The sequence below is a fragment of the Streptomyces sp. NPDC085944 genome, from assembly GCF_040686295.1.
Classification (GTDB): domain Bacteria; phylum Actinomycetota; class Actinomycetes; order Streptomycetales; family Streptomycetaceae; genus Streptomyces; species Streptomyces salinarius.
Genome location: NZ_JBFBJX010000016.1, coordinates 86,366 through 109,687 on the forward strand (window position 1 = coordinate 86,366; position 23,322 = coordinate 109,687).

14 protein-coding genes are annotated in these 23,322 nt (G+C 72.1%); 1 reads left to right on the top strand and 13 read right to left on the bottom strand.

The window, feature by feature from the left end; genetic code table 11:
• Positions 1 to 9: 9 nt before the first annotated feature.
• On the top strand, positions 10 to 3,573 hold the full coding sequence (locus tag AB0P07_RS28250) for a CDP-glycerol glycerophosphotransferase family protein (protein ID WP_365555467.1): 3,564 nt from the start codon (positions 10 to 12) through the stop codon (positions 3,571 to 3,573).
• A gap of 79 nt (positions 3,574 to 3,652) precedes the next feature.
• On the opposite strand, the gene AB0P07_RS28255 is transcribed toward AB0P07_RS28250, so the two are convergent.
• The 13 genes from AB0P07_RS28255 to mreC form a co-directional block, all read right to left on the bottom strand.
• Positions 3,653 to 5,692, bottom strand: coding sequence for a glycosyltransferase family 4 protein (locus tag AB0P07_RS28255; protein WP_365555469.1), 2,040 nt, complete (start codon positions 5,690 to 5,692; stop codon positions 3,653 to 3,655).
• Positions 5,693 to 5,937: 245 nt separating this feature from the next.
• A complete protein-coding gene (obgE, locus tag AB0P07_RS28260; protein WP_365555471.1) occupies positions 5,938 to 7,374 on the bottom strand; it encodes a GTPase ObgE in 1,437 nt (478 codons plus the stop codon).
• Between the two features lie 110 nt (positions 7,375 to 7,484).
• On the bottom strand, positions 7,485 to 7,739 hold the full coding sequence (rpmA, locus tag AB0P07_RS28265) for a 50S ribosomal protein L27 (protein WP_003976205.1): 255 nt from the start codon (positions 7,737 to 7,739) through the stop codon (positions 7,485 to 7,487).
• Between the two features lie 14 nt (positions 7,740 to 7,753).
• Entirely contained in the window at positions 7,754 to 8,074 is a 321-nt protein-coding gene (gene rplU, locus AB0P07_RS28270; protein WP_007449531.1) for a 50S ribosomal protein L21, read from the bottom strand.
• 220 nt (positions 8,075 to 8,294) lie between these two features.
• Positions 8,295 to 9,356 (bottom strand): iron-containing alcohol dehydrogenase family protein, encoded by a 1,062-nt coding sequence (locus AB0P07_RS28275; RefSeq protein WP_365555473.1) that lies wholly within the window; start codon positions 9,354 to 9,356, stop codon positions 8,295 to 8,297.
• Positions 9,357 to 9,500: 144 nt separating this feature from the next.
• A complete protein-coding gene (locus tag AB0P07_RS28280) occupies positions 9,501 to 13,538 on the bottom strand; it encodes an Rne/Rng family ribonuclease (protein ID WP_365555475.1) in 4,038 nt (1,345 codons plus the stop codon).
• A gap of 274 nt (positions 13,539 to 13,812) precedes the next feature.
• Positions 13,813 to 14,589, bottom strand: a complete 777-nt coding sequence (locus AB0P07_RS28285; RefSeq protein ID WP_365555477.1) for a TIGR03936 family radical SAM-associated protein — start codon at positions 14,587 to 14,589, stop codon at positions 13,813 to 13,815.
• A 140-nt stretch (positions 14,590 to 14,729) separates the two neighbouring features.
• A complete protein-coding gene (locus AB0P07_RS28290; RefSeq protein WP_365555479.1) occupies positions 14,730 to 15,824 on the bottom strand; it encodes a hypothetical protein in 1,095 nt (364 codons plus the stop codon).
• 57 nt (positions 15,825 to 15,881) lie between these two features.
• A complete protein-coding gene (locus AB0P07_RS28295) occupies positions 15,882 to 17,825 on the bottom strand; it encodes a TIGR03960 family B12-binding radical SAM protein (protein ID WP_365555480.1) in 1,944 nt (647 codons plus the stop codon).
• Between the two features lie 92 nt (positions 17,826 to 17,917).
• Positions 17,918 to 19,114, bottom strand: a complete 1,197-nt coding sequence (gene rodA / locus AB0P07_RS28300) for a rod shape-determining protein RodA (protein WP_365555482.1) — start codon at positions 19,112 to 19,114, stop codon at positions 17,918 to 17,920.
• A complete protein-coding gene (mrdA, locus tag AB0P07_RS28305) occupies positions 19,111 to 21,420 on the bottom strand; it encodes a penicillin-binding protein 2 (RefSeq protein WP_365555484.1) in 2,310 nt (769 codons plus the stop codon). Before mrdA ends, rodA begins: the two co-directional genes overlap by 4 nt.
• 105 nt (positions 21,421 to 21,525) lie before the next feature.
• Complete coding sequence (gene mreD / locus AB0P07_RS28310; RefSeq protein WP_365555485.1) at positions 21,526 to 22,197, bottom strand: rod shape-determining protein MreD; 672 nt, start codon at positions 22,195 to 22,197, stop codon at positions 21,526 to 21,528.
• Positions 22,198 to 22,210: 13 nt separating this feature from the next.
• On the bottom strand, positions 22,211 to 23,245 hold the full coding sequence (mreC, locus tag AB0P07_RS28315) for a rod shape-determining protein MreC (protein ID WP_365555487.1): 1,035 nt from the start codon (positions 23,243 to 23,245) through the stop codon (positions 22,211 to 22,213).
• Positions 23,246 to 23,322 lie beyond the last annotated feature (77 nt).

Consider the following 23,322-nt stretch of genomic DNA (forward strand, 5'->3'; position numbering starts at 1 on the left):
CACCAAGCCATGGCCCCTCGGCTCAGTGTCATCGTCCCCATCTACGACGTGGAGCGTTACCTCCCCGCCTGTCTGGACTCGCTCGCGGCACAGACCTTCCGTGACTTCGAGGTCCTGATGGTGGACGACGGTTCGCCCGACGGCTCCGCCGCCATCGCCGAGGAGTACGCCTCCCGCGACTCGCGCTTCAAGCTGATACGCAAGGAGAACGGCGGCCTGGGCGCGGCCCGCAACACGGGCATGACGCACCTGGCGCCCGAGTCGGAGTTCCTGACCTTCGTCGACAGCGACGACCTGATCCCGCCGGACGCCTACCGGCTGATGGTCGGCAGCCTGGACGAGAGCGGCTCGGACTTCGCGACCGGCAACGTCTACCACCTCAGGGGCGAGAAGTCCTGGCAGGTGCCGCTGATGCGGATGCTGGCCGGGGAGGCGCGGCTGGGCACCCACATATCCCGCTACGCCAAGCTCGTCGCCGACCGCATCGCCTGCAACAAGGTCTTCCGGCGCACCTTCTGGGAGAAGCACGGCTTCGCGTTCCCCGAGGGCCGGCTGTACGAGGACACCCCCGTCACCATGCGGGCCCACTACCTGGCCGAGAGCGTCGACGTCATCTCGGAGCCCTGCTACTACTGGCGGCTGCGCGAGGGCGAGTCCGCCCCGTCGATCACGCAGCGGCGCACCGACCCGGCGGGTGTGCGCGACCGGGTCACCTCCGTGATGGAGATCAGCGCCTTCCTCGCCGACCAGCCCGGCGAGACCTACGCCCGCCTCAAGCGCGAGTACGACACCCGTGTCCTCCGCGACGACCTGCGGCTCTTCCTCAACGTGGTGCCGGACGGCGACGCGGAGTACCGGGCGGAGTTCCTGCGTTCGGCCAACCGCTTCCTCGACAGCATCGACCCCAAGGTCGTCATGGACCTCCCGGCCGAGCTGCGCGTGCAGTGGCTGCTGGTGCGCAAGCACCAGATGGAGGAGCTGATCGCCCTGCTGGCCGGCCAGCGCCGCAAGGAGACGCCCGAGGTCAGCGGCCTGGTCCGCAAGTACGCCTCGTTCCCCTCCCTGGAGGGCGCGGATCTGCACCTGCCCAAGGGCGCGCTCCGTATCGACCAGCACCTGAACATGCGCGCCCCGCTGCAGGAGGTGAGCTGGTCCGGCGGCAAGCTCGTGCTGTCCGGCAACGCCTGGATCGACAAGATCGACCTGCCCACGCGCAAGGCCTCGGTCAAGGTGCTCCAGCTGCGCAAGGACCGCTCCCGCCGCCGCATCCTGCTGCCGGCCCGCAACCTGCCCCGCCCCGAGGTCACCACCGACTCCGGCCAGGACCGCTACAACTACGAGTGGGCCGGCTGGGAGGTCACCATCGACCCCGCCAGGCTCCGCAAGGGCGGCGAGTGGCAGGAGGCCGTGTGGCACGTGGGCCTCGGCATCTTCGCCTCCGGTCTGGTGCGGCGTCACGCGGTCCACTCCAGCGGCGGCGCGGCCTGCAACTTCCCGCCGTACCACTGGCTGAGCCCGGACTTCCGGATGCTGCCCGCCGTGGAGCGCGGGGCGCTGAAGCTGCGGATCGAGAAGGTCCGCGCCCTGATCACCGGCCGCACCCTCGAGGGCGACCGGATCAAGGTCACCGGTGAGATCCGCGAGCCCCTCGCGGCGGACGAGCAGGTGGTCCTGCGGGTCAAGAACCAGAAGGGCGCCGAGACCTTCGAATACCCGGTCGCCGTGGAGCGCTCGGGCGCCGAGCAGGCCTTCTCGGTCGAGGTGCCGGTCGCCGACGTGGCGCTGATCTTCCACGAGGGCGTCGACGAGAAGGCGCAGCCGGAGAAGCGGACCTGGTCCACGGTGCTGGTCGCGACCGACGCCCACGGCAAGGAGCGCCGCTTCGGCACCGTGATGCGAGAGGGTCTGGCCGACGCGGAGTTCCCGCTGCCCGAGTCCCTCGGCACCCAGTCGCACCTGGTGGAGCTGGCCGTCGTGGCGGGCCACACCGGGTTCCTGAAGTTCTCCGGGCGCACCCGCCGCGCCGTGCTCGACTCGGCCGCGGTGCGCGACGGAAAGATCGCTCTGACCGGCCACGCCGACCCGCGGCTGTCCGGCTCCCGCTTCCTGCTCAAGCCGCGCAACCGCTACGAGGAGCGCTTCGTCGAGACCCGGTGGCTGGACGGCGGACGCTTCGAGGTGTCCTTCGACCCGAGCCGCCTCGGCGGCGCGGGCGACGTCCCGCTGCGGGCCGGCCGCTGGAACCTCTTCCTGCGGCCCGACGAGGAGGGCGTGCCCGACGTCGCCTTCGTGACCGACCGGCTGGCCTCGGACTCCTTCCCGGTCCAGGCCGAACTGAACGGCCGCCGCTACTGGCTGGAGAACCGCTGGGGCGACTTCCCGCAGCTCAACGCCCGTTCCGAGCTGAGCGACCTGGAGCGTGGCCCGTACCGCCAGAGGGAGCTGCGCCGCACGGTGTACGAGCGGCTGTTCCAGCAGCCGCTCAAGGACCAGGTCTTCTACCTGAGCTACAACGGCAAGCAGTTCTCGGACAGCCCGCGTGCGATGTACGAGGAGCTGGTGCGGCGCGGTTCGGACCTGAAGCACCTGTGGGCGGTCCGTGACGGCCAGGTCAACCTGCCGGACGGGATCGAGAAGGTTCGCATGTGGGGCACGGAGTGGTACGAGGCGCTGGCCTCCAGCCGCTACATCGTCACCAACGGCCACCTTCCCGACTGGATCGTGCGCCGCCCGGGGCAGTCGATCGTGCAGACCTGGCACGGCACGATGCTGAAGAAGATCGGGCACGACATCGACACCCTGCACTTCGACCGGCGCTACCAGGAGAAGCTGGCGCTGGAGGCCAAGCAGTGGAGCCTGCTGGTGTCCTCCAACCGCTTCAGCACGCCGATCCTGAAGCGGGCGTTCTCCTACGACGGTGAGATCCAGGAGGCGGGCTACCCCCGCAACGACTACCTGTACACCGCCGACCGGGACGCGATCACGGCGCGGGTGAGGAAGGCACTCGGCCTGCCCGAGGGCAAGAAGGTCGTGCTGTACGCGCCGACCTGGCGCGACGACCAGTCGCACAGCGCCGGTCAGTACCTGTTCGACCTGCGCATCGACCTCGAGGACGCCCAGCGCCGCCTCGGCGACGACCACGTGCTGCTGATCCGCCGCCACTCCAACGTGGTGGACGCGGTGCCGGGTGCGGGCAACGGCTTCGTGTGGGACGCCTCGGAGTACCCGGACATCGTCGACCTCTACATCGCGGCGGACATCATGATCACGGACTACTCGTCGGTGATGTTCGACTACGCGCACCTGAAGCGGCCGATGCTGTTCTTCACGTACGACCTGGAGCACTACCGGGACACGCTGCGCGGGTTCTACTTCGACTTCGAGCAGGACTCGCCCGGTCCGCTGATCGACAACTCCAAGGAGCTGGTCGACGCGATCCGGGACATCGACCAGGTGCGGGCGGAGTACCAGGAGCGGTTCGACCGCTTCCACCACCTGTTCTGCGACCTGGACGACGGCAACGCGTCCGCGCGGGTCGTCGACCGGATGATCGAGCAGGCCCGCGAGGGCTGACCCGCTGCCGCCAAGGCAAAGGGGCGGGGCCCGGAGGATCGTGATCCTCCGGGCCCCGCCCCTTTCGCGTGCGGCCGGCTCAGAGCCGGACGGTCTTCACCGAGAGCTGGCACGCGGCCGTGAAGTAGGGCCGCAGCTCGGTGCGCCGGCGGGTGGGCGGCAGCGGAGCGGGCGTCTGGCCCAGCGCCCGGCGGGACTTGCGCACGGCACGGGTCAGCACGGTCGGCCCCGCCGCCACGGTCTCGCTGAGCACCGGGCGGGGGAAGGTGAACACGTTGATCGGCTGGAGTACGTCGGTCGCCAGCTTGGCCAGCGGCACCCGGGGCGCGTCGGGCGCGGTGCGCAGCGACAGGTCCCAGATGACTTCCTTCTCGTCCTCGTCGGTGTGCTCCCGCACCAGGGTGGCGCAGTCGACGTCCACGGCCACCCAGCCGTCGCCCTCGTCGCGCAGCGGGAAGGTCAGCACCCGCTCCTTGTCCCGCCGGTGCACGGCCTCGACGACGGCGCCCGCGGTCGGCCGCGCGCCCCACAGCTCGGCGCGTACGGCGACGGTCCGCTCGTCCACCTTGACCGGGCCGACCTCGGCGTGCACCTCGCGCAGCGCGCTGCGCAGCCGCAGCCCGCCGTCCTCGTGCCGGTGCGGCAGCATCAGCGCCAGGGACGGCCCTTGCGTGCGCGGCAGCCGTACGGCGAGCAGGTCCCGGGTGTCGCAGCCGTAGCCGTCGGTGGTGAGCGCCACCTCGCGTTCGCCCTCGCGGGTGGCCAGGGCCAGCTCCCAGGTGCCGTGTGCGAGCCCGGCGTCCCAGGGCACGACGGCGTCGCCCCCGGCGGAGAAGGGGAAGCGGTGCTCCGCGGCACCGGCACCGCCCCTGCGCACGACGAGGTCGGCCTGCCCGGCGCTCGGCGGCAGCGTGCCCACGGCGACGTGGACCGAGCCCTCGCGGTCGACGCGGGCGGTGGCGTGGCGGGGCAGCTCCTTGCGGGCGAAGGCCTCCTTGAGGATGGCCTCGAAGCGCTCGCGGCTGGCCCGCTCGTGGAAGCGCTCGGCGTTGCGGATACCGGCGGCGGCCATCTTCAGGCGCAGTTCGTCGTCCTTGACCAGGCGCCGGATCGCGTCGGCCATCGCCGCCACGTCGCCGCCTGGGACGATCAGCCCGTCCTCGCCGTCGGTGAGGACGTTGCGCGGCCCGTGGTCGGCGTCCGTGGCGACGACGGGCAGTCCGGCGGCCATCGCCTCGACCAGGACGTTGCCGAAGGCCTCCCGCTTGGAGGGCAGGACGAAGATCGACGCCTTGCCGAACTCCGGGGTGACCGGCGAGGTCTGGCCCATGAGGAGGATGCTGTTGGACAGTCCCAGTTCCTCGATGCGGGCCCGCAGCTTCTTCTTCTCGGCGCCGTGGCCGTAGATGCGCAGGGTCCACTCCGGTGCCTCGGCGTGGACCCTGGCGAAGGCCTCGACGAGCAGGGCGTGGTTCTTGTTGTCGGTGAGGTGACCGGCGGAGACGATCACCTTGTTGGTGCCGCTGGAGCGGATCGTGGACGCCGGTACGCAGTTGGGCATCACCGCCAGGCGGTTGCGCACCGCGGGCACCTGCCGGGCGAGCGCCGCGACCTCCTCCGGGGTGAGCGCGGTGAGGGCGTCCAGGTGCCGGTAGGCCGGGAAGAGGCGCTGCTTGATGTCCGTGGCGTAGATGGCGGGCATCGAGTGCTCCTGGGTGACCTTCAGGTAGTCACCGGGGGCCTGCGCCAGCATGATCGTGTTGCGCGGGCTGGAGCTGACGACGACGTCGGCGTCGGTGGTGTCGAGGTACTCCAGCAGCCGCAGCTCCGCGAGCCGGCTCACCACCGGCGTCTTGGCACCGACGTTGAGCGGGTAGATCAGCGGGAACTTGTCCGACAGCGGGTTGTCCACGTCGGACACCGGGGAGTGCGGCCGCATGTCGGTGAGCGCCCGGACCTTCACCCGCGGGTCCAGCGGGAAGTACGACTCGTCGCGGACCTTGCGCAGCGCCACGATCTCGACGTCGTGCCGCTCGGCCAGGGCCCCGGCGAGGTTCTGCGTGGCGCTGACCACGCCCCCCATGTGGCACAGATCCCGAACGAGAAATGCGATCTTCACTTTTCGGCTTCCCTCTGCTCCCGGAACCGGCTGGCCACCAGCGGTCCCCCGCCCCTGGTCGTACGTGTGGCCACATGCTCCTCACAAACTACACACGGCTGCCCGGCGGCGGGTCACGACCCCGACACACCTGTGTAACCCTGTGCACAGCAAGATGCCGCCCGCGGGACAGAGGTTCCACGGGCGGCTGTGCGCGTCGTCACCCCTGCGGCCGGACGGCGCCGCGCGGGGCTGTCACGGAGGGATCAGAACGGCTCGAAGCCGTCGAACTCCTGCTGGACCTCGTCCCGTTCGGCCTCCCGGTCCCGGCGCCGCTGAGCGGCGGGACGCGGCTCCTCGAAGCGGTGGTCCTCGCCGCGGCGGCCGAGCATCTCGGCCCCGGCCGACATCGAGGGCTCCCAGTCGAAGACGACCGCGTTGTCCTCGGGGCCGATGGCGACGCCGTCGCCGCTGCGGGCGCCCGCCTTCATCAACCGCTCCTCGACACCGAGGCGGTTGAGCCGGTCGGCGAGGTAGCCGACGGCCTCGTCGTTGTTGAAGTCGGTCTGGCGCACCCAGCGTTCGGGCTTCTCGCCGCGCACCCGGAACAGACCGTCCTCCTCACGGGTGACGGTGAAGCCCGCGTCGTCCACGGCCTTGGGCCGGATGACGATACGCGTCGCCTCCTCCTTCGGGCGGGCGGCACGCGCCTTGGCGACCAGTTCCGCCAGCGCGAAGGACAGCTCCCTGAGGCCCATGTGGGCCACCGCGGACACCTCGAAGACCCGGTAGCCGCGCGCCTCCAGGTCCGGCCGGACCATCTCGGCCAGGTCCCTGCCGTCGGGCACGTCGATCTTGTTGAGGACGACGATCCGGGGCCGGTTGTCCAGGCCGCCGTACTCGCGCAGTTCGGCCTCGATGACGTCCAGGTCGGACAGCGGGTCGCGCTCGGACTCCAGCGTCGCCGTGTCCAGCACGTGCACCAGCACGCTGCACCGCTCCACGTGCCGCAGGAACTCCAGACCGAGGCCCTTGCCCTGGCTGGCCCCCGGGATGAGACCGGGGACGTCGGCGATGGTGTAGACGGTCTCGCCGGCCGTCACCACGCCCAGGTTCGGGACGAGCGTCGTGAAGGGGTAGTCGGCGATCTTCGGCTTGGCCGCGCTCAGCACGGAGATCAGCGAGGACTTGCCGGCGCTCGGGTAGCCGACCAGCGCCACGTCGGCGACGGTCTTCAGCTCCAGCTGGACGTCCTGGAGGTCGCCGGGCTCGCCGAGCAGCGCGAAGCCGGGGGCCTTGCGGCGTGCGGAGGCCAGCGCCGCGTTGCCGAGGCCGCCCCGGCCGCCCTGTGCGGCGACGTAGGAGGTGCCGTGGCCGACGAGGTCGGCGAGCACGTTGCCCGCCTTGTCGAGGACGACGGTGCCGTCGGGCACGGGCAGGACCAGGTCCTGGCCGTCCTTGCCGGAGCGGTTGCCGCCCTCGCCGGGCTTGCCGTTGGTGGCCTTGCGGTGCGGGGAGTGGTGGTAGTCGAGGAGCGTGGTCACCGACTGGTCCACGGTGAGGATCACGTCGCCGCCCCGGCCGCCGTTGCCGCCGTCCGGGCCGCCGAGCGGCTTGAACTTCTCACGGTGGACGGAGGCACAGCCGTGGCCTCCGTTACCCGCGGCGACGTGCAGTTCGACGCGGTCCACGAAGGTGGTCATGGGATGTGCCTCCAGTTACTGCCTACTGCGGGAATGTCTCTTGGTCAACACGCGAAAGGCGGACCCGCTTCCCCTCGGGGAAGTGAGGCCCGCCTCGCGAAAGTGTCCGGTCAGGCGACCGGGACGATGTTCACGACCTTGCGGCCGCGGTGGGTGCCGAACTGCACCGCACCGGCCTGCAGGGCGAACAGCGTGTCGTCGCCGCCACGGCCGACGCCGGCGCCCGGGTGGAAGTGGGTGCCACGCTGGCGGACCAGGATCTCACCCGCGTTGACGGCCTGACCGCCGAAGCGCTTCACGCCGAGCCGCTGGGCATTCGAGTCGCGACCGTTCCGGGTGGACGATGCGCCCTTCTTGTGTGCCATGTCTCCTCAGTCCCTTACTTCGCAGCCGCGGGGATCTCAGTGACCTTGATCGCCGTGTACTGCTGGCGGTGGCCCTGACGACGGCGGTAGCCGGTCTTGTTCTTGTAGCGCAGAATGTCGATCTTCTGGCCCTTGTGGTGGTCCACGACCTCGGCCTGGACCTTGATGCCGGCCAGCACCCACGGGTCGCTGGTCACAGCGTCGCCGTCGACGACGAGCAGGGTCGAGAGCTCGACCGTGTCGCCGACCTGGGCGGTGGAAATCTTGTCAACCTCAACGATGTCGCCGACAGCAACCTTGTGCTGGCGACCACCGCTGCGCACGATGGCGTACACGCGGATCTCACTCTCTCGCTCGGAACGGCACCCCCGCAGTCCAGCCGCCCGGTGACACACGGACGGCCTCTCCCGGCCACAGCCCGCGAGGGCACACCCGGAAGGAAAGAGGTTTACGGGGATGTGACGCGTCAGTCGACACGCCGACGGTCAAGATTACGGGGCCGCACGACAGGGGTCAAACCGGGCCCCCGGAGCCCGCCACCAGGGCCGCCGGGGATCAGCCGGAGACCGCCGCGACGTACTCGGCGTACGCCTCCGTCGCCCGCGCGGGCGACAGGTCGAGGTGCTCCAGGATGGTGTACCGGCCGGGCCGGGTCTGCGGCGCGAACCCCACGGCCCGCACGAACTCCTCGTCGCCGAACCCGATCTCCCGGGCCGTCACCGGCAGCCCGTGCCGGCGCAGCGTGTCCGCCATCAGCAGGGAGCCCTCCCGGTCGCCGCGCAGATACGTCGCGAAGGCGGCGCCGATGCCCACCTGCTCGCCGTGGCTGGCCGCGCGCCCGGGGTACAGCAGGTCGAGGGCGTGGCTGATCTCGTGGCAGGCCCCGGACGAGGGTCGGGTGTGCCCGGCGATGGTCATGGCGATGCCGGACAGCACCAGGCCCTCGGTCAGCACGGTCAGGAACCCGTCGTCGCCGCAGCCGCCGGGATGGCGCAGCACGGCCTCACCGGCCTGCCGGGCGAGGGCGGCGGCGAGGCCGTCGACCTTCTCGCCGTTCACCCGGTGGGCCAGCTCCCAGTCGGCGACGGCGGAGACGTTGGAGACGGCGTCGCCGATGCCGGAGCGCACGAACCGGATCGGCGCCTCCCGGATCACCGCGAGGTCCACGACGAGCGCGATGGGCGTCGGCACGCCGTACGAACCGCGGCCCGCGTCGTTGTCGAGGATGGAGACCGGCGAGCAGATGCCGTCGTGGGACAGGTTGGTGGCCACCGCGACCATGGGCAGGCCCACCCGGGCCGCGGCGAACTTGGCGCAGTCGATGACCTTGCCGCCGCCGAGGCCGACCACCGCGTCGTAGCGCCCCGACTTCATCCCGTCGGCCAGCCGCACCGCGTCGTCGATCGTGCCGCCGCCGACCTCGAACCAGTCGGCGCCGGGCAGGGACGGCTCCAGCCTTCTGCGCAGCCGCGCCCCCGAGCCGTCGCTGATCGCCACGGCCAGCGTCCCGGACTGCGAGATCCGCTGGTCCGCGAGGACGCTCGCCAGGTCGGCCAGGGCGCCCGGCCGGACGTCCACGACGAGCGGCGAGGGGATGAGCCTCGTCAGTACCGGCACGGGATCTTCTCTCCTCGGGGGCGGGGCCTGTCGTTGATGATGCGCCCGGGAACGTCCGGGGAAACGTGCGGCCCCGTCCGAACGGAATCCGAACGGACGGGGCCACACGTTTTGCGACAGGTGCCGGATCAGGCGGGCGCAGGATCAGCCCTCGTCGGTGGCGGCCGTGACCGAGGACGGTGCCTGCTGGGCGGCCGCCGCGGTCTTCTTCGACGCCGTCTTCTTGGCCGTGGCCTTCTTGGCGGTCGTCGTCTTGGCCGCCTTCTTGGCGGTGGCCTTCTTGGCGGTCGTCGTCTTCTTGGCCGCCGTCTTCTTGGTGGCGGCCTTCTTCGCCGTCGCCTTCTTGGCCGTCTTGCGGGCCGCCGCCTTCTTGGCCGGAGCAGCCTCGTCGGCCTCGGGCTGTGCCTCGGGGGCTTCCTCCGCCGTGGCCGACGGGACGACCGTGACGGCCGCCTCCTCGGACGCGGTGGCGGTGGTGGGCTTGCGCACCGCCCGGCGCCGCGGACGGGCCGGGGCCGCGCTCTCGGCCGCCTCGCCGACGGCCGGGGCCTGCGGCGCCTGCTCGGGCTCGGCGGGCTGCTCGGCCACCGGGGCCACCGTGCCGGCCGTCTCCGGGACCGTCAGGACCGCGGCCTCGGCACCCTCGGGCGAACCGGCCGGTGCGGACACCTTCCGGGTCGCCCTGCGGCGGGTACGGCCCTTGGGCGCGGCCTCGTCCGACGCGGGCGCCGGGGACTCGGCCGGGGCCGGGGCGGGGGCGCCGGAAACGGCGTCCTCGACGGCGGCGGGCTCGGCCAGCACCTCGGCGGCGGGCTCGCGCCGCACGGGACGCTCGACCTCCTCCCGCACCGTGACGTCCTGCGCGGTCGGCGCCTCGGCGGGCGCGGCCTCGGCCTGCGCGACCTCCTCGGCCTTCGCCGTACCGGTCTGCGTACCGCTCTTCGCGGCCTTGGGCGCGCCCGCCGGGGCGGACGCCCGACGGCTCGCGCGACGCCGGCCACGACCGCGCGTGGCGGCGGCCTCGGCCTCGGCGGCGCTGCTGTACAGCTCCTCGTCCGCGCTGAAGTCGGGCGCCGGGAGGGCGACCGGCTCGGCCACCTCGGCGGCGACCTCGGCCTCGGACTCGGTGTCCGCCTCCTGCTCCGCCGTCGGGCCGGTCTCGACCCCGGCGACGGCCTCGTGCTCGTGCGGCTGGTCGGCCCCGGCCCGCGCCCGCTTGCGGCGCTTGCCACCGCCGCCGCCGCCACCGGCCGCGGACGGCTGGTCGAGGTGGACGATGACACCGCGGCCGTTGCAGTGGACGCAGGTCTCCGAGAACGACTCCAGCAGGCCCTGGCCGACCCGCTTGCGGGTCATCTGGACCAGGCCCAGCGAGGTCACCTCGGCCACCTGGTGCTTGGTCCGGTCCCGGCCCAGGCACTCCAGCAGCCGCCGCAGCACCAGGTCCCGGTTGGACTCCAGCACCATGTCGATGAAGTCGATGACGATGATGCCGCCGAGGTCGCGCAGCCTCAGCTGGCGCACGATCTCCTCGGCCGCCTCCAGGTTGTTCCTGGTGACCGTCTCCTCGAGGTTGCCGCCCTGACCGGTGAACTTGCCGGTGTTGACGTCGATGACGACCATCGCCTCGGTCCGGTCGATCACCAGCGAACCGCCACTGGGCAGCCAGACCTTGCGGTCCAGCGCCTTGGCGAGCTGCTCGTCGATCCGGTACGTGGCGAAGACGTCGACCTCGCTGGTCCACTTGGACAGCCGCTCGGCGAGGTCCGGTGCCACGTGGGACACGTAGCCGTGGATGGTCTGCCAGGCGTCGTCGCCGCTGACGACGACCTTGGAGAAGTCCTCGTTGAAGATGTCGCGCACGACCCGGACGGTCATGTCCGGCTCGCCGTACAGCAGCGTCGGGGCGCTGGAGCTGCCGCCCTTGGCCTTCTTCTGGATGTCCTCCCACTGCGCCTGGAGCCGCTCGACGTCGCGGCGCAGCTCGTCCTCGCTGGCGCCCTCGGCGGCGGTGCGCACGATGACGCCCGCGTCCTCGGGGACGATCTTCTTCAGGATCGTCTTGAGGCGGGAGCGCTCGGTGTCGGGCAGCTTGCGGCTGATGCCGGTCATCGAGCCCTCGGGCACGTAGACCAGGTAGCGGCCGGGCAGCGAGACCTGGCTGGTCAGGCGGGCGCCCTTGTGGCCGATCGGGTCCTTGGTGACCTGCACGAGGACCGACTGGCCGGACTTGAGGGCGGACTCGATGCGGCGCGGCCCATTGGCCATGCCCAGCGCCTCGAAGTTGACCTCACCGGCGTACAGGACGGCGTTGCGGCCCTTGCCGATGTCGATGAAGGCGGCCTCCATCGACGGCAGCACGTTCTGCACCTTGCCGAGGTAGACGTTGCCGACGTACGAGGTGGCCTGCTCCTTGTTGACGTAGTGCTCGACGAGCACCCCGTCCTCCAGGACGCCGATCTGGGTGCGCTCGCCGTGCTGGCGGACGACCATGACGCGCTCGACGGCCTCGCGGCGGGCCAGGAACTCGGCCTCGGTGATGATCGGCACCCGGCGGCGGCCCTGCTCGCGGCCCTCACGGCGGCGCTGCTTCTTGGCCTCCAGACGGGTGGAGCCCTTGATGGACTGCACCTCGTCGGACGGCTCGGGCTTCGGGCGGGGCTCGCGGACCTTGACGACGGTGCGCTCGGGGTCGTCGGTGGAGGACTCGGCCTCGCCCGAGCCGTCCCCGGCCCGGCGGCGGCGACGACGGCGACGACGGCTGCTGGAGCCACCGCTGTCGCCGGCGGCCTCCTCGCCGTTGTCCTCGGCGTCCTCCTCCGCCTGCTCGGCGGCGTCCGCAGCGTCCTGATCGGCCCGGTCGGCGGCGGCCTGGTCGACCTCGCCGTCCGTCAGGTCGCCGTCCGCGGCGTCACCCCGGCGACGGCGACGGCCGCCACGGCGGCGACGGCGGCGCGAACCGGACTCCTCATAGCCCTCGGCGTCGTCGTGGTCGTCGCCCGACGCGTCGGACTCGGCCTCGTCGTCGGTCTTCGCGTCGGCGTCGGCCTCGGGCTCGTCCCGGGTGACGGCGGCGGTGACCCGCTCCTCGGCGGCCTCCTCGGCGGCGGCGCCCCGGCGCTTGCGGCGGCGACGCGAGCCGGCGGGCTGCTCCTCGGGGGCCTCCGCGCTCTCCTCGGCCGGCTTCGCCGACTCGGCACCGGCCGCTTCGGCGGCGGCCTCGGCCGCGGCCCGCTCGGGCGTCTGGAACTGGGGCTCGGCGAACACGGGCGCCTGGAACACGGCGACCGCCGGACGCGAGGGGCGCTTGGGGGCGTCCGCCTCGTCGGACGCCGCGGCGGCGGACTGCGCCGGGGCGGCGAAACCGGAGGCGGCCTTACGGGTGGAGCGGCGGCGCGCACGACGCGGCGCGGCGTCCTCGCCGGACTCGGCGCTCTCGGCCGGCGCGGCGGCGGGGGCGGCGGGCTCCGCGGACTTCGCGGACTTCGCGGACTTCGCGGGCTCGGGGGCCGCGGCGGCGGCCTCGGTCTCGCCCGCTTCGGCGGCCTCGACCGGCGCCTCGGCCGGGGCGGAGACGCGGCGCGTGGCACGACGCCGGGTCCGGCCCTTGGGCGCGGCGCTGTCGGCCTCGCCCCGGGTCTCCTCCACGGCGGGCGCGGGCGCCTCGACCGGCTCCGGGGCCACGGCGGTGGCTGGCTCGGCGGCGGGCTCAGCGGCCGAGGTCACGCTGCGCGTGGCACGACGCCGGGTACGCCCCTTGGGCGCGGCGCTCTCGGCGGGGGCCGCGACGGTCTCGGTGGTCTGCGCTGCCTCTTCCGCCTCCTCCGCCTCTTCGGCGGGCGTCGGCGTCTCGGCGGCGGGGGCCGCGGGCACGACGGTCTCGGCCGCCTCCGCCGACGCGGGAGCCCCGGCGGGCGCGGAGGCACGGCGCACCGCACGGCGCCGCGGCCGGGCGGGGGCGGCCGGCTCCGGGGCCGGCTCGGAGGCCTCTGCGGGCTCCGCGGGGGCCGACTCGGCCGGCGCGACGGTCTCCGCCGGCGCCTCGGAGGCACCGGACGGCGGACCCGCCGGGCGGGACGCGGCCCTGCGCCGACGGCGCGGCGGCAGGGTGTCGCTGGGGGTGTTCGACTCGGTGTCCGTCGAGCTGGTCGCGGACCCGGTGGGTTCGGTCGGTTCGAGCATGCGGGGGTTTCTCCCGTCAGGCTCCCGGGCGCCGCGCCCGGTCCGGCATCGACATGTCGACCGCCGGTGACGTCCGCGGCTCGCGCGGTGCGCGGTCGCCGCCGTCCGGGGCGCGGGCGCCGCTCGGAAGCTCATCCGTGTCTTGTCTCGCCGGTTCCGTACCCCTTGTCGTGCACGGCCTGGCGAAAGTCTTGTGGTCGGTGCGCTGCCCGACCCAGGTGGCTCCCGAGTTCGAGGGCGGCGCTACGACGTCCGTCCCTACGCGGAACCTTCCTTACGCCGACGCCTTCGCGGCGGCGGAAGCGGCGGCCGGTTGCGGCTCGGGCGCTTTCGCCTCGCGGTCGGGCGCGAGCGGGTCGGTCACCGCACCGGTCTCTTCATCGAACAGCCCCTGCGCCAGCCTGGTCACCGCTGCGGGGACCGGCGGCGCCAGGTCGGCCACGGCGCGAAGACCGGACAGGACGTCGTCGGGTCGTACGGCAGGCGTCACGTGCCGAACAACCAGCCGCAGTATCGCACAGGGCCGGTCGCTCGGCCTATCAGCCGGTGAGCCGTGCGTGGTGACGCTCTCCAGATGCGCGACGGCGGAGCGGGTGTCGAAGGTGCGGACGCCGTTCTTCGTACGGCGCTGCACCTCCACCGCCGGGGCCGCGGTGAACGCCGCGACGGCGGCTTCGGCCTCGGCGGGCTCCACCCCGTCCAGCCGCAGCTCCCACACGGAGGCCGTCAGCCGGTCGGCGAGCCCGGAGGTCCGGGCCTCGACCGCGTCGACGACGTCGAGCCCGGCGGGCAGCGACTCGTCGAGGAGCAGCCGCAGCCGCTCCGGGTCGCGCGCCTCGGTGAGCGCGATCTCCAGATACTCCGCCTCACTGCCCGTGCCGGTGGGTGCGGCATTGGCGTACGACACCTTCGGGTGCGGTGTGAACCCCGCCGAGTACGCCATCGGCACCTCGGCGCGGCGCAGCGCACGCTCGAAGGCGCGCTGGAAGTCACGGTGGCTGGTGAACCGGAGGCGGCCGCGCTTGGTGTAACGCAGTCGAATGCGCTGCACCGCGGGAACGGGCGGCGGGCCTACGGGCTGTCGCTTGCCCAGGGGACTTCTCCTTGTGTACGGCGGTCGGGACCGGGACGCATCCCCGCGGTGGCGGGGAGCACTCCGGCTGACGCCTTCCCGGTGTGGTGCAGTCGGGATCATCCCCGCGTCGGCGGGGAGGGTTCGCGCCCGGTCCTCTTTTCTAGAGTACGCGTTTGCGCGTCCAGCAGTTCCCGCCGGTCCACCGGCTGCCGCCCGGCGGGCTCACCGAAGAGCATCCGGCGCACGTCGGCACGCGCCTGCCGGGCGGAGCGCCGGGCCGAGGCCAGCGCCTGCCGGGCCGCCCGCCCGGCGCTGCGCCCGGCCTCTGCGAGGGGACGCAGCACGGCGTCCCGCACGGCGTGCCCCACCGGGGTCAGCACGCTCCGGTACACCCACCGCACCGGCTCCACCACGGTCCACCGCAGGAGCGCGCCGAGGAACCGCCCGACGGCACGCGAGACGTACCCGGCGATCCGCCAGGCGTGTCCGAGGGCGTCCCACACCTCCCGTCCGACGACGGCGAGGGCCCGGCCGACGGGAGCGAGCACCCACCGCCACACCGCGAGGGCCGGCAGCACCAGCATCACCCGGACGACCCAGTACAGAACGAACCCGGCCCCGTTGACTACGAGCCCCACGCCCCGCGCGACCTGCCCGGCGCACCGGACCAGCCCCCTGCCGCACCGGGCGAGTACATGCCCCACCGGGGTCAGCACCCACCGGTACCACCACTCCCCCGGCACGACGACCAGGTACCGCCCGAGCCGAGCGAGACCGGCGTACAGCCCGCGCCCGACCGCCGCGAGCACCGCACCCACCCGCGTGAAGAACCGGGCGAGCGCGTGCCCGGCCGGCGTCAGCACCCACCGGTACAGCCAGACCGCCGGCCCGACGAGGAGCACGCTCCCCAGCCGGGCCACGCCCTTGGCGAGCGGCACGACGCCATACCGCCACAACGCGACCAGCGGCCACACGAAGACCGCTCGCCCGAGCCACGCCAGCGCCCGCCCGACGGGACGCAGCACCGTGTCCCGCAGGAACCGCCCCACGACGACCAGCGCGTCCCACACCATGCGCACCGGCACGACCAGCACCAGCACGACGATCCGCACCGGAACCCGGACCGCCACGGCCAGACACCCCTCGGCGTCCGGCCGGCGCACCGGTTCCCCCTGCGGCCGCGCCGCGGGCGCCTTCTCCAGATCCACCATGAACACGAAGACGCCGCGGAACCCCTTCCGGATCCCGCGGCGTCGCGCCGAGTGTCCCTACTTGACCACGGTCAGCGGCAGCAGCTTCTTGCCGGTCGGGCCGACCTGAATTGACGTGTCCATGGCCGGGCACACTCCGCAGTCGAAGCAGGGCGTCCAGCGGCAGTCGTCGACCTCGGTCTCGTCGAGGGCGTCCTGCCAGTCCTCCCAGAGCCACTCCTTGTCGAGGCCGGAGTCCAGGTGGTCCCAGGGCAGGACCTCCTCGTAGCCGCGCTCACGGGTGGTGTACCAGTCGACGTCGACGCCGGTCGGCTCCAGGGCCTTGGCGGCGCAGGCCATCCAGCGGTCGTAGGAGAAGTGCTCGCGCCAGCCGTCGAAGCGGCCGCCGTCGTCGTAGACGGCGCGGATGACGGCGCCCAGGCGGCGGTCGCCGCGGGAGAGGAGGCCCTCGACGATGCCGGGCTTGCCGTCGTGGTAGCGGAAGCCGATGGAGCGGCCGTACTTCTTGTCGCCGCGGATCTTGTCGCGGAGCTTCTGGAGGCGGGCGTCCGTCTCCTCCGCCGACAGCTGCGGGGCCCACTGGAACGGGGTGTGGGGCTTGGGGACGAAGCCGCCGATGGAGACCGTGCAGCGGATGTCGCCGGAGCCGGAGACCTCACGGCCCTTGGCGATGACGCGGGTGGCCATGTCGGCGATCTGGAGGACGTCGTCGTCGGTCTCGGTGGGCAGGCCGCACATGAAGTACAGCTTCACCTGGCGCCAGCCGTTGCCGTAGGCCGTGGCGACGGTCCGGATGAGGTCCTCCTCCGAGACCATCTTGTTGATGACCTTGCGGATGCGCTCGGAGCCGCCCTCGGGGGCGAAGGTGAGGCCGGAACGGCGGCCGTTGCGGGTCAGCTCGTTGGCCAGGTCGATGTTGAAGGCGTCCACGCGGGTGGAGGGGAGGGACAGGCCGATCTTGTCCTCCTCGTACCGGTCGGCGAGGCCCTTGGCGACGTCGGCGATCTCCGTGTGGTCCGCGGAGGAGAGGGACAGGAGTCCCACCTCTTCGAAGCCGGTGGCCTTGAGGCCCTTGTCGACCATCTCGCCGATGCCGGTGATGGAGCGCTCGCGCACCGGGCGGGTGATCATGCCGGCCTGGCAGAAGCGGCAGCCCCGGGTGCAGCCGCGGAAGATCTCCACGGACATGCGCTCGTGGACGGTCTCGGCGAGCGGGACCAGGGGCTGCTTGGGGTAGGGCCACTCGTCGAGGTCCATGACGGTGTGCTTCGAGACCCGCCACGGGACGCCGGAGCGGTTGGGTACGACGCGGGCGATACGGCCGTCGGGGAGGTACTCGACGTCGTAGAAGGCGGGGACGTAGACGCCGCCGGTCTTGGACAGGCGGAGCAGGAGCTCCTCGCGGCCGCCGGGGCGGCCCTCGGCCTTCCAGGCGCGGATGATCGCGGTGACCTCCAGGACGGCCTGCTCGCCGTCGCCGATGACCGCGCAGTCGATGAAGTCCGCGATCGGCTCGGGGTTGAAGGCCGCGTGGCCGCCGGCCAGGACGATCGGGTCGTCGATGCCGCGGTCCTTGGCCTCCAGCGGGATGCCCGCGAGGTCGAGGGCGGTGAGCATGTTGGTGTAGCCCAGCTCCGTGGAGAAGGAGAGGCCGAAGACGTCGAAGGCGCCGACCGGGCGGTGGCTGTCGACCGTGAACTGCGGGACGGAGTGCTCCCGCATCAGCTCCTCGAGGTCCGGCCAGACGCTGTAGGTGCGTTCGGCGAGGACGCCCTGCTGTTCGTTGAGCACCTCGTAGAGGATCATGACGCCCTGGTTGGGCAGGCCGACCTCGTAGGCGTCGGGGTACATCAGGGCCCAGCGGACGTCGCAGGACTCCCACTCCTTGACCGTGGAGTTCAGCTCTCCGCCGACGTACTGGATCGGCTTCTGCACATGCGGCAGCAGGGCTTCGAGCTGCGAAAACACGGACTCGGCGGCCGGGGAGGCTTCGGCAGGCATCTCACGGGACCTTTGTGTGCTGACAAGGGGGACCATCCAGCCTAACCCGGCTGGGACGGTCCCCCTTACCGCTCACCTCTCGGGCGCCCCCTCTACGCCGACATCGGCCGTTGCACGGCGATCGACTGGAGCAGGCCGACCGCTATCCACACGGCGAACATGGAGGAGCCGCCGTAGGACACGAAGGGCAGGGGCAGGCCGGTGACCGGCATGATGCCGAGGGTCATGCCGACGTTCTCGAAGGTCTGGAAGGCGAACCAGGCGACGATCCCGGCGGCGACGACGGTCCCGTACAGGTCCGGGGTGCCGCGGGCGATGCGGCAGGCGCGCCAGAGGACCACGCCGAGCAGGGCGATGATGAGGCCCGCGCCGAGGAAGCCCAGTTCCTCGCCGGCGACGGTGAAGACGAAGTCGGTCTGCTGCTCGGGGACGAACCGGCCGGTGGTCTGCGAGCCGTGGAAGAGGCCGGAGCCGGTGAGCCCGCCGGAGCCGATGGCGATGCGGGCCTGGTTGGTGTTGTAGCCGACGCCCGCGGGGTCGAGGGCGGGGTTGGCGAAGGCGGCGAAGCGGGCGATCTGGTAGTCGTCCAGGATGCCGAGCTGCCACACGGCGAGCGCCCCGGCGGTGCCGGCGCCGAGCAGTCCGAAGATCCAGCGGTTGCTGGCGCCGGAGGCGAGCAGGATGCCGAGCACGATGATGACCATGACCATGACCGACCCGAGGTCGGGCATGAGCATCACGATGAGCATCGGCACGGTGGCCAGGCCCAGGGCCTGCAGCACGGTGCGGTGGTCGGGGTGGGGCCGGTCCCCGGCGTCGACGCGGGCGGCCAGCAGCAGCGCCATGCCCAGGATGATCGTGAGCTTCACGAACTCGGAGGGCTGCAGGGAGAAGCCGCCGGGGAGTTTGATCCAGGAGTGGGCGCCGTTGATGGTCGAGCCGAGCGGGGTGAGCACCAGCAGGATCAGGGCCACGGACGCGCCGTAGAGGACCGGTACGGCGGTGCGCAGGGCGCGGTGGCCGAGCCAGACGGTGGCGACCATCAGGGCGAGCCCGATGCCGGTGTTCAGCAGGTGCCGGGTGAGGAAGTAGTACTGGTCGCCCTGGTTGAGCTCGGTGCGGTTGCGGGTCGCGGAGTAGACGAGCAGCGAGCCCATCAGGGACAGGGCGACCGCGGCCAGCAGTATCGGCCAGTCGAGGCGCCGGGCCATCGAGTCCCGGGCGAAGAGGCGGGTCCAGCCGGCCTTGTCGGGGCCGTATCCGGAGACCTGGAAGCTGTTGCCGGTCATGCGCGTGCCCTCCGGCCTCTTCCGATGCCGCGGCGCCGGGTGCCGCGCCGTGCGCCGCCCGCGCCGCCTCGCCGTCGGTGGCGGCGGGTGTCGCGGTTCTCCCCGTTCTGGTTGGGGGTGGTGGCCGGCTGGGTCCCTTCCTCGACGGGGGCGTACTCCTCGTCCGGGGAGGCCTTCTCGTCGGGCTGGAGTTCCTTGACGACGTCCTTGGGCATCTTCGGGGAGAGGATCGTCCCGTCCGCCTTGATCTTCGGCAGGCTCGCCTGCGGCTTGGGCAGCAGGGCCTTCTTCGGGTCGATGTCGCCGTCGTCGGAGACGCCGTACAGCGCGTCGTAGATGTTGCGGACGGCGGGTCCCGAGGCGCCGGAGCCGGTGCCGCCCTGGGAGATCGTCATGACGATCGAGTAGTCCTTGGTGTACGTCGCGAACCACGAGGTGGTCTGCTTGCCGTAGACCTCGGCGGTACCGGTCTTGGCGTGCATCGGGATCTTGTCCTGCGGCCAGCCGACCTGGGCGAACCGCCAGGCGGCGGTGCCGCGGCTGGCGACGCCGGCGAGGGCCTCGTCCATCTTGGCGAGCGTGGCCTTGCTTATGGGCAGCCTGCCGTGCGCGGTGGGCTCGATCTCGCGGACGCTCTTGCCGTCGGGGCTGACGACGGCCTTGCCGATGGTCGGGTCGTACATGGTGCCGCCGTTGGAGATGGCCGCGTAGATGGTGGCCATCTGGATGGGGGTGACGAGGGTGTCGCCCTGGCCGATGGAGTAGTTGATGGAGTCACCGGCACGCATCTTGTTGCCGCTGCGGCAGTTCTCGTACGCGATCTTCTCGACGTAGGAGCCGTCCTTCTTGCCGGACTTGCACCAGGCGTCCTTGTTGGCCTCCCAGTAGTCCTGCTTCCACTGGCGGTCGGGGACGCGGCCGGAGACCTCGTTGGGGAGGTCGATGCCGGTCCTGGCGCCGAGGCCGAACTGGTGGGCGGCCTTGTAGAAGTAGTCGTTGGGGTCCTTGGGGTTCATCCCGCCGTCCTTCTTCCACTCCTGGTGGGCCAGGCGGTAGAAGACGGTGTCGCAGGAGAGCTCCAGGGCGCGGCCGAGGGTGATCGGGCCGTAGCTGGCCGACTCGAAGTTCTTGAAGACCTGGCCGCCGACGTCGTAGGCGCTGGAGCAGTCGTACTTGCCGTCGAACTCGTAGCCCGCCTCGACCGCGGCGGACGAGGAGACGACCTTGAAGATGGAGCCGGGGGCCGCCTGCCCCTGGATGGCGCGGTTGAGCAGCGGGTAGTTGGACTCCTTGCCGGTGAGCTTCTTGTAGTCCTTGGCGGAGATGCCGCCCACCCAGGCGTTGGGGTCGTAGTCGGGGTTGGAGGCCATGGCGACGACGCGGCCGGTCTTGGCCTCCATCACCACGACCGCGCCGGCGTCGGCCTCGTAGAGCCGGTTGGTGTTGCGGTCCATCTCCTTGCGGGCGGCCTTCATCGCCTCGTTCAGCTCGTACTCGGCGACGCGCTGGACGCGGGCGTCGATGCTGGTGACGAGGTTGGCGCCGGGGGTGCCGGGGTCGGACTCGGCCTTGCCGATGACGCGGCCGAGGTTGTCGACCTCGTAGCGGGTGACGCCGGCCTTGCCGCGCAGCGCCTTGTCGTACTGGCGTTCCAGGCCGGAGCGGCCGACCTGGTCGGAGCGCAGGTAGGGCGAGTCGGTGTCCTCGGCCTTCTTCAGCTCCTCGTCGGTGACCGGCGAGAGGTAGCCGAGGACCTGGGCGGTGTTGGAGCCGCCGGGTGCGGCGTAGCGGCGTACGGCCATGGGTTCGGCGGTGATGCCGGGGAAGTCCTCGGCGCGCTCGCGGATCTGCAGGGCCTGCTTGACGGTGGCCTCGTCGGTGACGGGGATCGGCTGGTAGGGCGAGCCGTTCCAGCAGGGCTGGGGGGTCTCGGCGTCGCAGAGCCTGACCTTGTCGATGACCTCCTGCGGCTTCATGCCGAGGACGCCGGCCAGCTTGGTGAGGACGGCCTTGCCGTCGTCCTTCATCTTCAGCAGGTCGGTGCGGGAGGCGGAGACGACGAGCCGGGTCTCGTTGTCGGCGAGGGCGACGCCGCGGGCGTCCAGGATCGAGCCGCGGGTGGCGGGCTGGACGACCTGCTGGACGTGGTTGCCGGAGGCCTCGGCGGCGTACTCGTCGCCCTGGCGGATCTGGAGGTACCAGAGGCGGCCGCCCAGGGTGGCGAGGAGGGAGAGGACGAGGATCTGGATGACGACGAGGCGGGTCTGGACGCGGGTGCTGCGGCCGGTCTCGGGGATGTTGGTCATGGGGCGCAGCCCGTCCGGTCGAGGGTGGCGGTGGGCGACGAGTGGGCGGTCACTGGTTCTGGCTCCCCCTCACGATGGCTGTGCTGCTGGTGTGCTGCCGTGTCGTCACAGGCGCTTGACCCCCTTGATGCGGCCGGCCCGGGCGACGCGGGCGCGGGCCGTCTTCACCCGCAGCGCGTTGCGCTGTCTGCCGATGCGCAGGCCGGTGCCGCCGGAGAGCCAGCCGGAGGAGATGTCGGGGCTCTGGGCAGCGGAGTTGGTGTCGGCCAGCGGGTCGTTGTCGGCCCGGCGGGCGAGTGCCATGACGCCGGGGACGACGAAGGGCGCGAGCAGCAGGTCGTACAGGGCGGACGTGAACAGCAGGCTGGGCAGGCCGACGTGGCGGGCGGCGGTGTCGCCGACGAGGGCGCCGACGCCCGCGTAGAGCAGGGTGGTGCCGACGGCGGCGGCGACCACGACGACCATGGGGCCGGTGGCCGAGCGGAGCCGTCCGTTGTCGGGCTTGGCGAGGCCGGCGAGGTAGCCGACGACGCAGAGCACGAGGGCGTAGCGGCCGGCGGCGTGGTCGGCGGGCGGGGCGAGGTCGGCGAGGAGTCCGGCGCCGAAGCCGACGAGGGCGCCGCCGACGTGGCCGTAGACCAGGGCGAGGCCGAGGACGGTGAGCAGCATCAGGTCGGGGACGGCGCCGGGCAGGTGGAGGCGGGCGAGGACGCTCACCTGGATCACCAGGGCGACGACGACCAGGGCGACGGACAGCAGGATCCGGTTGACGCGCATGGGGTGAGGGCTCCTACGGTTCGGTCTGCTCGTTCTGCTGGTCGGTCTGGCCGTTCTGACCGGTGGCGTCGTTCTGACCGGTGGCGTCGTTCTGACCGGTGGCGTCGGTCTCGCCGTCCCGGTTCTGGCCCTCGGGGTCGGCCCCCGGGGTCACGGTCACCGTGACGGTCGGCGTGGGCTCCGGCTTCGGCTTGTCCGGGAGCACCGCGTCGCGCGGGTCCTTCGCCGGGGCCTGGACGACGACGCCGACGATGTCGAGCTTGGTGAAGCTGACGAACGGCGTGACGTCGAGGATGCGGGTGAGGTCGCCGCCGTTGGGGTCGATGCGGGTGATGGTGCCGACGGGCACGCCGGGCACGAACGGCTTGTCGGCCTGGGAGCCGAAGGTGACGAGGCGGTCGCCCTTCTTGACGTCGGCCTTGCCGTTGAGGAGTTCGACGCGCAGGGGGCGGCTGCCCTGGCCGGATGCGAAGCCGAGTTCGTCGCCGGACTCCATCCGGGTGCCGACGGTGAAGTCCGGGTCGTTGGCGAGCAGCACGGTGGAGGTGTTCGGGCCGACGGTGGTGACGCGTCCGACGAGGCCGTCGCCGTTGAGGACGGTCATGTCGCGCTCGATGCCGTCGTTCGCGCCGACGTCGATGGTGACGGTCCAGGAGAAGCCCTGGGCCGCTCCTATGGCGATGACCTGGGCGCCCTTGATGCCGTACTGCCCGGCTCCGGCGAGTCCGAGCATCTTGTCGAACTGCTTGAGCCGACTGCGGCCGCGCTCGTCGCTGCCGAGCTTCGCCTTCAGGGCCGCGTTCTCCGTCTCCAGTCGCGCGAGCCGGTCGTGCCGGTCGCCGGAGTCGCGGATCGCGGAGACGGCGTTGCCGACCGGGTCGACCGCGGACGACACGCCGTTCTCGATCGGACCGAAGACGTTGGCCGCGGCCTGCCGGGCACCGTCGACCGGCGAGTCCTCCCCACCGCGGATGTCCACCGTGATCAGTGCGAACGCGATGGCGATCAGCAGTACCAGGAGCAGCCGGCTCTCTTTCGTGTCCCTCACGTGCGGCGGCCGTGCCTTCCTCGTCGGAATTCGGGAATCTCGGAATGTACGTGGCGGTGTTCGGGAATTGGGCGATT

What these genes read in the sequence shown, in the direction of transcription:
- mrdA (WP_365555484.1), bottom strand. Translation starts at nt 21,420, where the DNA reads ATGACCAACATCCCCGAGACCGGCCGCAGCACCCGCGTCCAGACCCGC.
- AB0P07_RS28280 (WP_365555475.1), bottom strand. Translation starts at nt 13,538, where the DNA reads ATGCTCGAACCGACCGAACCCACCGGGTCCGCGACCAGCTCGACGGAC.
- obgE (WP_365555471.1), bottom strand. Translation starts at nt 7,374, where the DNA reads ATGACCACCTTCGTGGACCGCGTCGAACTGCACGTCGCCGCGGGTAAC.
- AB0P07_RS28295 (WP_365555480.1), bottom strand. Translation starts at nt 17,825, where the DNA reads ATGCCTGCCGAAGCCTCCCCGGCCGCCGAGTCCGTGTTTTCGCAGCTC.
- rodA (WP_365555482.1), bottom strand. Translation starts at nt 19,114, where the DNA reads ATGACCGGCAACAGCTTCCAGGTCTCCGGATACGGCCCCGACAAGGCC.
- AB0P07_RS28250 (WP_365555467.1), top strand. Translation starts at nt 10, where the DNA reads ATGGCCCCTCGGCTCAGTGTCATCGTCCCCATCTACGACGTGGAGCGT.
- AB0P07_RS28290 (WP_365555479.1), bottom strand. Translation starts at nt 15,824, where the DNA reads ATGGTGGATCTGGAGAAGGCGCCCGCGGCGCGGCCGCAGGGGGAACCG.
- mreD (WP_365555485.1), bottom strand. Translation starts at nt 22,197, where the DNA reads ATGCGCGTCAACCGGATCCTGCTGTCCGTCGCCCTGGTCGTCGTCGCC.
- rpmA (WP_003976205.1), bottom strand. Translation starts at nt 7,739, where the DNA reads ATGGCACACAAGAAGGGCGCATCGTCCACCCGGAACGGTCGCGACTCG.